General features: G+C 38.6%; 13 protein-coding genes and 2 pseudogenes. 11 read left to right on the top strand and 4 right to left on the bottom strand.

What is annotated here, in order from left to right; all coding sequences use genetic code 11:
- Positions 1 to 97: 97 nt before the first annotated feature.
- Positions 98 to 283: pseudogene (locus tag BN35_RS13205) on the bottom strand (IS1380 family transposase); the annotation flags it as partial.
- A gap of 384 nt (positions 284 to 667) precedes the next feature.
- On the opposite strand from BN35_RS13205, the gene BN35_RS09205 reads away from it, so the two are divergent.
- The 5 genes from BN35_RS09205 to BN35_RS14185 all read left to right on the top strand — a co-directional run bounded on the left by BN35_RS09205 (position 668) and on the right by BN35_RS14185 (position 4184).
- Positions 668 to 937 carry an immunity 17 family protein gene (locus BN35_RS09205; protein WP_025073210.1) on the top strand — a complete coding sequence of 90 codons (270 nt, stop codon included), beginning with the start codon at positions 668 to 670 and terminating at the stop codon, positions 935 to 937.
- A 181-nt stretch (positions 938 to 1118) separates the two neighbouring features.
- The gene (locus BN35_RS09200; protein ID WP_025073211.1) at positions 1119 to 1778 is read left to right on the top strand and encodes a hypothetical protein; all 660 of its coding nucleotides are present in this window, start codon (positions 1119 to 1121) and stop codon (positions 1776 to 1778) included.
- Positions 1778 to 2044, top strand: a complete 267-nt coding sequence (locus tag BN35_RS09195) for a hypothetical protein (protein WP_028901365.1) — start codon at positions 1778 to 1780, stop codon at positions 2042 to 2044. The genes BN35_RS09200 and BN35_RS09195 overlap by 1 nt, the downstream gene beginning before the upstream one ends.
- Positions 2045 to 2152: 108 nt before the next feature.
- On the top strand, positions 2153 to 3289 hold the full coding sequence (locus BN35_RS09190; RefSeq protein WP_145992951.1) for an RHS repeat domain-containing protein: 1137 nt from the start codon (positions 2153 to 2155) through the stop codon (positions 3287 to 3289).
- A gap of 580 nt (positions 3290 to 3869) precedes the next feature.
- On the top strand, positions 3870 to 4184 hold the full coding sequence (locus tag BN35_RS14185; RefSeq protein ID WP_458692670.1) for a hypothetical protein: 315 nt from the start codon (positions 3870 to 3872) through the stop codon (positions 4182 to 4184).
- A 790-nt stretch (positions 4185 to 4974) separates the two neighbouring features.
- On the opposite strand, the pseudogene BN35_RS13200 reads toward BN35_RS14185, so the two are convergent.
- A pseudogene (locus BN35_RS13200) lies at positions 4975 to 5181 on the bottom strand (IS1380 family transposase); the annotation flags it as partial.
- A 214-nt stretch (positions 5182 to 5395) separates the two neighbouring features.
- Between BN35_RS13200 and BN35_RS09175 the strand changes: the two are divergent.
- From BN35_RS09175 to BN35_RS09160, 4 genes are all read left to right on the top strand, one after another.
- Entirely contained in the window at positions 5396 to 5839 is a 444-nt protein-coding gene (locus tag BN35_RS09175; RefSeq protein WP_004348328.1) for a hypothetical protein, read from the top strand.
- A gap of 251 nt (positions 5840 to 6090) precedes the next feature.
- Positions 6091 to 6678, top strand: coding sequence for an RHS repeat-associated core domain-containing protein (locus BN35_RS09170; protein ID WP_025073176.1), 588 nt, complete (start codon positions 6091 to 6093; stop codon positions 6676 to 6678).
- Positions 6678 to 6929, top strand: coding sequence for an HNH/ENDO VII family nuclease (locus BN35_RS09165; RefSeq protein ID WP_050774834.1), 252 nt, complete (start codon positions 6678 to 6680; stop codon positions 6927 to 6929). Before BN35_RS09170 ends, BN35_RS09165 begins: the two co-directional genes overlap by 1 nt.
- Before the next feature lie 12 nt (positions 6930 to 6941).
- Entirely contained in the window at positions 6942 to 7397 is a 456-nt protein-coding gene (locus BN35_RS09160; RefSeq protein ID WP_004348325.1) for an SMI1/KNR4 family protein, read from the top strand.
- Positions 7398 to 7409: 12 nt separating this feature from the next.
- On the opposite strand, the gene BN35_RS13740 is transcribed toward BN35_RS09160, so the two are convergent.
- Positions 7410 to 7568, bottom strand: coding sequence for a hypothetical protein (locus BN35_RS13740; protein WP_154653972.1), 159 nt, complete (start codon positions 7566 to 7568; stop codon positions 7410 to 7412).
- Between the two features lie 210 nt (positions 7569 to 7778).
- Here BN35_RS13740 and BN35_RS12835 point away from each other — a divergent pair, with 210 nt between their 5' ends.
- Positions 7779 to 8129: a hypothetical protein gene (locus BN35_RS12835; protein WP_148300590.1), complete on the top strand. Its 351-nt coding sequence runs from the start codon at positions 7779 to 7781 to the stop codon at positions 8127 to 8129.
- Between the two features lie 33 nt (positions 8130 to 8162).
- Positions 8163 to 8762, top strand: coding sequence for an RHS repeat-associated core domain-containing protein (locus BN35_RS14290; RefSeq protein WP_052328484.1), 600 nt, complete (start codon positions 8163 to 8165; stop codon positions 8760 to 8762).
- On the opposite strand, the gene BN35_RS09150 is transcribed toward BN35_RS14290, so the two are convergent.
- Positions 8759 to 9664: an IS982 family transposase gene (locus BN35_RS09150; protein WP_081675929.1), complete on the bottom strand. Its 906-nt coding sequence runs from the start codon at positions 9662 to 9664 to the stop codon at positions 8759 to 8761. The two genes, BN35_RS14290 and BN35_RS09150, sit on opposite strands and share 4 nt — an antisense overlap.
- Between the last annotated feature and the right edge of the window lie 959 nt (positions 9665 to 10623).

Genomic DNA, 10623 nt, shown 5'->3' with positions numbered 1-10623 from the left:
GCGACTTGTTGCATTGAGTCCGAACTTCTTTACGTCAAGTCTTTGAATAATGGCCTTGTAAAAGTTACGGATTATACCGACTATCAAATCGCCAATAACCGCCACAGAAGTAGATACTCATGAGAGAACGGATGATTCCGCTGTACTGATAACCGAACGATCTACACCTTAGACCGAGGGTTGAGCCGATTACAGATGATAATGTGGAGTCAAATTGATCCATGATTGAAAATAATCCCCCAAAAGGAGTGAGTCTCTCAGATTTAATTTGTATCTTCGCCATGTCTATCGTCGGATTCTCTTGTTTTTTTGCAACACTAAGATAAGTGAAAATTCTGACAGGGCAAAATCCTGAGCCGCTCGGCTCTGCCGCTTGACTTGTTCAAGAACTTTTTGTTGCTTAGGTACTTAAAAAGTTTAATTTATAATAGTGTTGCGGAATTAAGGAAAGAAAAAACAAGACCGGGGTATACCACGACAAACTACCCCACATTGCTAGAGTCAACTAAAATCAGTATCTTTGAAAAGTCAAGACAACTCATTCTAGTATGACGACGAAAACGATGTCAACCGAAATCAGTTTCAGCAAAAAAATAAGTCAACCATTTTCAGGAAACGACAATATACCAGCAACAAATGAAAAACCCTCCACAAATCCCGTCAGATTATGGAACAATTGAATGATTTTTTCGGCAAGTTGTTTGCCTACCTCCGAGAACATCCGCAATACGGGCTTCTCGTGGCAATCCTCCTTGTAATCCTGTATCTCATAGGGTTGGTTTTTGACTGGAAATGGACGCTGCTGCCGAGCGGGAACAGCGACTTTACGCAAATGTGGATCGACCTGTTTGGCAGGAATGCCGTCCGGTTCGTGAAGGGTGTCCTCGCCGTCCTCCTGCTTCTTGCCTTAGTTTACCTATACTACCATTATAAATAATCCGCCTATGTCTTCACAATCTAACACTACAACTCACCTAGGTGGTGGAACAATCCAAATGTCAAAAGGAAGAACAGGGACATTTACTATTGATACAAATGGAGCTCCTGGCAGAGAATTAGGAGGAAAAGGAAGTATACACGATGCTACTTTTCATGTTTTAAAATATAATTAAATTAAAATGGGTAGTTTAAAAAAACAGATTCAAGCGGCATTAAAATTGCATAGTATGAAAATGCATTTTTATGACATAGAAACAAGATATAAAAACGATTCTATAATCTTCAGATCGCAAAAAAGTGAAATTGGATATTTAGGATATACGTTTGTTTCTAGTAAATTTGCAGAGTTTGGGTCTCAATTGGGAATGTATATTTCTTGCCGTTTCGGACAAGAAATGAAGAATTCGTTAGCAATAATAAGACTTATAGATAATCTTAATTTATCGTATAAAGCAGGGGCAAAATTGCCTAATTGTTATTTTGGTTTTACCTCATTATATTATCAATCTCATAAATTTTATTTACAAGGGACTGCAAGTTTTAAAGAAAAAGATAATATTGAAGACAAATGCATGGAAATTGCTGAAAAGGTAAATGCATTATATTCATCTAAAGTTCAAAATTTCATATCACATTCCTTTGATTTAATTGATGATATTATCGAGTATCCTGATAATTATGGCTATCCAATGGCTTATATTTTAGCAGTTTGTTATTTGAATAATAAAACAGAATTGATTGAATACACTATAAAAAAAGCCAAACAAAAAAGAATGTATGATAATTCCTCAAGTAGAATAGAAGAAATAAAACATAAATTAGAAAGTTATTTTGGATAATGAGACTTGTATCTCAGGATCTTCTTCTCTTTTCCTTACTCCTTATAAAAGGACTAATTATTTGCTCTGCAAGCTTGCCCGTGGAGGAGCGGAGCAATGAACACGTTATCAAACGTACCTATGACAAGTCTGGACAGATAGCCACGCTTACGAGCTCTCTTGGCGCCGACCTTGCCTACGAACGCAATGAGTTCGGGGAACTGACCTGCTTCTCGGCAGGACAGGCGGAAGCCCCGGGTCGCTTTGAGAGCAGGCACGAGTCGTAAAGCTGGCATTCCTGCAAGTATCGCACGACGTTTAAGGAAGGAGGCAGATATGTTTTATGGAAATTTGTTGAAACAAGAAAAAAAATCAACATATAAATAATGAATAATATGATTAAAATTGAAGGAAAAACAGAAAAAGATAATCTATGCCCTCGTATTGGTGGCGAAGCTTTCATAAAGGAAAAGGATTGGCCAAGGAACAACAATGGGATTCCTCTCTCTTTACTCTTTTCTATTCCATTAGAAGTAGTTTCTTCGAAATATACACATCGTGAGGCATTATTCTTATCTGTATTTACGACCTATACAGATGACTATTTCCTTGATGACATTATTGATAATGGAGATTTGCAAGGTCTCCCTCCTATATGGACCAATGGTACTCGGGTATTAATTCGTAAACAAGAGGCAACGTCTTGTTCATTAGGTATAAGCATCCCCTCATATAAAATACTTTTACCATCGATAGATAACATGAGAAATTCTATGCCTTCATATCTTCAATCAGAGCCAGAATTACCTGTATCAAGTACCTTCCTCTTCCAATTTGATTTGATAAATTTTCCCTTGGAACTCCAAAATATTCTTTTTTTGTCTGATGCAATTGGTTACGTATTCATTGATATGCCCCATTGTTCTGGTATTTTTTTTTGCTCAATGTACATAGTGTTCAACATGGGGTTGCCCGTGGAGGAGCGGAGCAATGAACACGTTATCAAACGTACCTATGACAAGGCAGGACAGATAGCCACGCTTACGAGCTCCCTTGGCGCCGACCTTACCTACGAGCGCAATGAGTTCGGGGAACTGACCTGCTTCTCGGCAGGACAGGCGGAAGCCCCTGGTCGCTTTGAGAGCAGGCACGAGTATGACAGCCTTGGCTTTGAGCTGGAGCGCATACTCCCCGGTGGCGTAACGCAGAGCTTTCCCTATGACGACATCGGCAGGCTCATCGACAGCAAGACCCGCCAGTCATCCAAGGTGCGCAGGGAGCGTAAATACCATTGGGGCAGTGCCGACAGGCTGCTTAAGACGGAGGACAACCGCTTTGGCACCACCACCTATGAGTACAGCCCCACCGGGCATCTGCAAAAGGGCGGTCTATTCTGCTTAATTATACCTACTTATATTATGACTATATGGTGTTACACTGTTGATTATCAATATTTTTACAGAGAAACAACAAAAAGTTCGATTTTTCTTTGGCAATCACAATCAAAAAGCTTATATTTGCGAGCAGCCTAACAACTTGAAAAATAAAACAGGTATAAAATATAATTAAAATTATGGTTTTATCGGAAAAGCAGTTGGGTTTACAGATTGGGAGTTAACAGCCGGGGCAGGAGTAGCACAACTGAAAGATAATAATCGAAGTTGGGGAGCATGGACCTCTCAATACTTGTAAAATCGAATTAAGGAACTTGGGGATGCAGACTTTTTAGCAGCTTTTGATGATGCAAGTGATAATGAAGCAATCAAAATAGGTTTTAGATTATATAATAGATATGGAGGAACTCCTTCTTTCTTAACGGCTCAAGCTATCTTAGATGAAATCTATAAATCTTATCAGAACAACAAACTTGTAAATATCAAGAAATGCCCAAATCATTAATATTCTTTTTAATTGCATTCGTTTTTTTACTTTTTGGATGTACAAGAAATAATATGCCGTCAGATCATCAAATGTTAGAGCATTTCAATCTCAATGAGTCTGAATTTGAGAGATTGAGAAACATTTCTGTTAAGTACGATAGATTTCATTACCCCCCCCTATGATGAAACAGATAGTACAGCCTATATCATCTCATATAAAGATAAAAAGGAATTGGATTCTTTAATCAAGAAACTAGATATTATGAGTATACAGTATGATGGGATATCAGAAGTTTGCTTGCTCTTTCATACATGGGGAATTTCTGTCAGCGGAGGATATAAGGAGTATATCTATGCTCCAAATCTTGAGGATCATATGAAGAACTACAATAAAGAGGTTGCCTTAGATCCCACTACTGAAATGTATATCGTAGAAAGAATTACGGAGGAAGATTTGGATCAAGTTTCTCAAAGATATTCTGTAAATATAGAGTTATATCGTCCTATAAAAAATGGTTGGTATATACATCTCAGTCGAGAGAATTGATTCTTGAGATGTATGCTATTCTTTTATTAGGAGCATTTTACTCTCCAACGCTTGCCCCAAATATACGAAAAGATCCATATATTCAACCTGTAGATAATCTAAGAGTTGTCCTACCTATTCATCCTTTCCCACCAACAATTATCAAAAGACGTTTTAGCCCCAGACAAACTTTCATTGGTCCTGCATCAAAATCAAGGAGATAAGATTATGCTATTAAAAGAGATTGCATATTGGACATATTATTTTTTATCAAAAAATAAGAGCTACGGAAAATCTGCAGATACTCGCATAGACTCAGCCTTAATTGTTTCTGTCTTATTATTTGTAAATATACTTACTATAGTTTATATCGCAGAACAGCATATAGGATTAAATATATTACAACATCTACCCATAAAAAGCAGAAATGATTTACTTTCATGGGTATGGTCTGTCATAATAATCATGCCAATAGTAACATACATGTATAGATGCTATTTCAGGAAGTCAAGAATATCCCATCTTGTTGATGAATATCAGGAGAAAAGTCCTAAGCGTCTATTTTGGGGAAAAGTCTTTTTTGTTTTTTATTGTAGTTCAACATGGATAATATTTTTCTATGCTGTAATATAATCTTCCTCAAATCCGCAACTAAGCCCTTGAACGTCCTTATTGCGTTTACACGTCCTCTCATTACTGAATTTGCAGATAATTTGAACTTGAAGCACCCACTTCTGCCTACAATATCTCCTTGCCCCACAATGTGACTTGAGGCAATACACAATATCATTCTCATAAGTTGTCGGCATTGTCCAAAATCAGTCTGGAAAACATCTGCGTAAGCATTATTACAGGTATAGATATTCAGCACATACCGCCTTGATGTCCTGATCCACTTGGCTGGTACAGAGATAAACCTGAAGACAAACGCTTTTATGCGACTTGTTGCATTGAGTCCGAACTTCTTTACGTCAAGTCTTTGAATAATGGCCTTGTAAAAGTTATGGATTATACCTGTGGAGTCAAATTGCTCCATGATTGAAAATAATCCCCCAAAAGGAGTGAGTCTCTCAGATTTAATTTGTATCTTCGCCATGCCTATCGTCGGATTCTCTTGTTTTTTTTTGCAACACAAAGATAAGTGAAAATTCTGACATGGCAAAATCCTGAGCAACTTTTTGTTGCTCAGGTACTTAAAAAGTTTAATTTATAATAGTATTGCGGAATTAAGGATGAATAATATAGAAAAACTGCAAAAAGCTATTGCACAGAACGAAATTTTTGATTTTTTAGTTGGAAAAGGAGAATATGAAATTAAATTGTATGAGGCAAATATGCCAACAGATACAATAACAGTTTCTCGTACTATCAAAAACTATATAAAATTAAACCCAAATTTTGATAAATCTGAATTTTATAAAGCATTTTATGAATTAAGCAAATCGGAATGGTCTTGGTTGATTGTGTATTATATGCAAGATAGTGAATTAGATTTTATTTCTTTTACAAATCTTTTACCAAATTTGAGGGAACAAAAAAAATCACTCTCAACACGAAATGAATGGATATGTTTTAATTTTGGTGATGATTGTCCTAATTTGTGGAGTGTTGTAATGTACGAATTGAATGCAATGAATGGGAAAGGTATAAAATTACCTGACTTATCTGATTGGTAATGCTTCAGATGTGTTGTTAAAAAGTTTCTTGAAATACTGAAAACAACGCCCAAAAGTGGAGTTTACAAGCGTGGCAATACGCTTTGGGATGCAAGGGGAATATTCAATTCTGATGGTTCGATAATATGTTTTTGTTACGACATTTTTGGCGGAAGAATAGAAAAGAAAACCGCAAGGTCAACTACTCATTTTGTTTGAGGCGGCAACGCCCTCCTGCGCGAGTGGGACTACAGCCCCAATGAAAACCGCAAGTGCTGACCGATGACCTCGGGCGAACGAGTTACGATCGAAAAGAGCCGTACACCAATCTCATTACATGGGTGTATGACGGTGGTAGTTACACCCCGGTGGCAAAGCTCACCGAGGAGGACAGCTACAGCATCGTGCAGGACTATATGGGTACGCCCATACAAGCTCTCGACAGCAAGGGTGAGGTGGTTTGGGACTGCATCCTCGACATCTATGGAGATGTACAGGAACTGAGAGGGAAACGAGACTTCATACCCTTCCGTTTCCAAGGTCAATACGAAGATGGGGAAACAGGACTGTATTACAATAGGTTCTGGTATTACGACCCGAATAGCGGTACTTTTATATCACAAGACCCAATTTCTATTTTAGGAGGATTTAATATTTACGCCTATGTTCATGATGTGAATAGTTGGGTGGATGTTTTTGGGTTAAGTAAGTATAGTCCCATTGAAGTTTTGGGAAGAAAAGTATATCAAAATTCTGCTGATTTTGGAGGAGGAGTTCCAACATTCGTTGACCCCATTGTAGGAAAAACCAATCCAACAGTACAAAATTACTTGATGCAGGAGCTTCGAATTATGATTTGATGAGTAAAGGATACGCTCCTATCGGTATTGACGGAAAACAAATAAACCTACATCACGTTATCGGTGCTGAACCAGGTCCGATGGTTGAACTATTGGACAGTACTCATAAAAAGTATTATAAACCATTACACGGCTTAATAGAAAACGATAACAGTTTTAGGAACAACAGAACTCTCAAAAATCAATACGAAAAATTTCGTAAAAATTATTGGAAGGAAAGAGCAAAATCATTCAAAAAGGGTTGTCATTAATAATAATATTTTATGGATTATATAACAAGATTAAAACAAAATGAGGAATTTGAATATTGGTTAGAAGCTGATAACGAGCAGATTCTTTATATTGAAAATGAGTTAAATATTAAACTCCCAAAGCAATACAAGAAATTTTTATCTCAATGCGGAATGTGTAATTATGGAGATGTTAATATACTTGGGATAGCAAAAGATGAAAATAGTGTTACTTATTCGGTCGTGGAAGTTACTAAACAAATGAGAAATGAAGTAAATCTTTCTAATGATTTAATTGTTCTTAATTACGAAGTAGGCGAATATCTAACCTTATACAAGGTTTCTGAAAATCAAGAATTAGAAGATAATACGATTTATGGAGCAAACGTCAGGTATGATGACACTGAAAAAATGTACATTGGAAGAACAGAAAAATTATTTTCATCGTTTGAAGAGTATTTTGAGGATTTTATCGAATTAGGTTCTTAAATTTAACTTGCCTCAATCGAAGAGCAGGTACTCCCGAACGGAGGCAAGGCAGACAGGATCGCCATTGAGCATGAATATGCCCAATGGGGCGGACACACAGGACTGCGGAGTTCTCTCGGAGCGGAGCAGAATACCTCCTACACCCCACTTGGGGAGACGGAGGCCCTCCATGCCCGGCAGTCAGAGGAGTCAGACGCTTGGGAAAGCCGTATCCGCTACGATGAGAGGGGACGCGAGATAGAGCGCTTTGCCACGGGTGGCGTGCGCATTACCTCGGAATACGACTTTGCGGGGCGTCTGGAGGCAAGGTGTACCTATGCGGGGACGGAATCGCGCGGACACCGCTTCTATGCATGGAGAAGGAACGACAGGCTGCTTTCCATGCGGTCTCACCTGAGGAAGTCTCCCGTAATGTACGACTATGACAGCTTCGGCACCCTCGTCGGTGCATCGCTTGACATGAGCGAGTGTCTCTTCAAGACTCCCGACATCATCGGCAACGTCTATCGGGACAGGGATGCTAGGGGACGTGTATATGACAGGAGCGGCAGGCTGTTCAAGGATGAGAAGAACTACTATCGCTACGACGGGGAAGGCAATCTTATCCTCAAGAGCTCTCGCAATGTCTTGGAGCCTCCCGTGATGCCGCAACCCAAGGATTGGCTTGACAATCTCTTCACGCGAACCACGCCCAATGACAAGGAACTGCAGGCTCATTATGGCTGGCAATAGGGAGATACCGCTTACGAGTGGTACGGCAATGGCATGCTCAAGAGCGTACGCACGCCCGATGGTGCCATCATAAGGTTTGAGTACGATGCCTTGGGCAGGCGTACCCTTAAAGAGACGTACGACACATGCTATCGCTATGCCTGGGACGGCAACGTGCTGCTGCACGAGTGGAGTTATGACAGGCGGGAAAAGCCGAGGACACAGCAGGATGAATTGGGGCGTATCCGTTATGATAGACAGGAACCGTACACCAATCTCATTACATGGGTGTATGACGGTGGTAGTTACACCCCTGTGGCAAAACTCACCGAGGAGGACAGCTACAGTATCGTGCAGGACTATATGGGCACGCCCATACAAGCCCTCGACAGCAATGGTGAGGTGGTTTGGGACTGTATCCTCGACATCTATGGGGATGTACTGGAACTCAGAGGAAAACGAGACTTCATACCTTTCCGTTTCCAAGGACAATACGAAGATGGGGAAACAGGGCTGTACTACAACAGGTTCAGGTATTACTCGCCACATACCGGAAACTACATTAGTCAGGACCCGATAGGGCTGACTGGTGGGAATCCTACCCTGTATGGGTATGTGAGAGATAGTAATATAACGTTAGTTCGACGAATTTAGAACAGAGCAAGCTGTGTGTCAATAGTCCTTTGTACATTGATACACGGCTTTTTTGGGAACAGGCAATAGGCTGCAATAACGCCTAATAAATTGACGATAAAATTGTCAAAGCATCTATGCCTGGAGTGCTCCACCTGTGCAATATTCTTAAGCTCATCATTCACAGTTTCTATAATGGCTCTTTTTCTGAGTAAGAGTCTGTCAGAAACGCTCATCAAAGCTCCTTTCATGTTGCTTTTCAGCTTGGTAATAAGTTGTATTCCATCCACAAACAGCCTTTGGAAGAGATTCTTGCCGATGTATCCCTTGTCGCCGACCAGCTTGCCATATATGAAATCTACAAATGCTTTGTATTCCAATGGCTTACGATCATCAACATCTCCCGGTGTTATCATAAAGTTGAGAAGTTCTCCTTTCTCGTTACAAATCAAGTGCAATTTGAAACCGAAGAACCAACCTATGGAGCATTTTCCTCTTTGGGCTATACCTTTGAAAACCTTATGAATATGTATTCTTTGGTTCTTGCAGACACGCAGTGGTGTGCTGTCAACAAAACTTATGCCAGTGCATTTGCCCAACAATACTTTCTTGATAAACAAAGCGAGTGGAATGACAACCTCCCTTTCCAATTCTACTATACGGTTGTATGAGACAACTTTAGGAAACAAATTACGCAGATGTTTACATACTTTTTCAAGATAGAAATGTTTAAAGCAGCGATAACCAGAGTCGTGAAAAAGAATCATTATTAGCATGACTTCTGCCTTTGACATTGTGGAATCTCGATGATACTTTCTTTTTCCAGTAGGCTTTAGCGTATATTTTGCCACCATTGCATCAAAAAACTTGCAGAAATCATCTGCCATACAAAATATTTCAGTAACTTTGTCCTCGGTGATCATAGCGATTTTTGTTTGTAATTGTTTGTAAATCAATATCTTAAAGTTACAACAAATTTCGCTAATCACCAAATATATAGACACTTATAATTCGTCGAACTCACGTTAATCTATGTTTTGTGAAATAGCCTATTGGACATATTACCTTTGTTCCAAGAATAAATACTTAGTTAGGGAGGGTACTGTTACATTTGTATCTCTAATGTTTACATCCATTCATGAATATACTAATATTGCCTGTATAATACAACTCGTTGGGTATTACTTCGGGTATAATATACTTGGCTGTATTAAGATTGGAAGCAGATACGATCCTTTCAGTTGGTTTATTGGCTTAATACTTATATCACCATTCCTTTGGTTTAACTATAAAAGATATTTCAATATTGTTAAATTAAATAAGACCATAGAGAGATATGCCTCTATGAGTAGAGGAAGGCATATAGCTGGTATACTTTGTTATACAATTTATGTAATCCTAACATATTATATCTTATATCTGATTGCAAGTTCCTAATAAACTGCGCTAATAAACTTATCGAGATGTTTAAGGCTTCCAAGATATTACAGATAAGAATCAGAAGAACAAAGTCTCTTTTTAACATCCGTATCACACTATACTTTCCTGCTTGTTTTGTCAAGTGTATATATTATCTGTATTGACTCATATTTTGTTATGGACTACTTATGGGTGAATAGCTTATCTCCCTTATTGCATTCTTGACTTAACAAAGGAGATAGGAAGTTATTAGATAATAATTCAGAATTTCTATAAGATATTGTAAAGACCCTATGAAAATAAACAAGATTATTTTGTATTACACGTAAAAAATTCTATCTTTGCAAATAGACATTTTTTCTTTGTTTTAGCAAGATCTTGTGGTCTTACCTTTTCAGAGAGTCTGATAAGGATGATTTTTATCACCTTTATTCACCCGCTATAAGTGAAATTATTGCTATGT

Origin of the sequence: Hoylesella timonensis 4401737 = DSM 22865 = JCM 15640, assembly GCF_000455445.1 — a bacterium.
In the GTDB taxonomy this organism is placed as follows: Bacteria; Bacteroidota; Bacteroidia; order Bacteroidales; family Bacteroidaceae; genus Prevotella; species Prevotella timonensis.
This window is presented reverse-complemented; position numbering and strand designations above follow the sequence as displayed.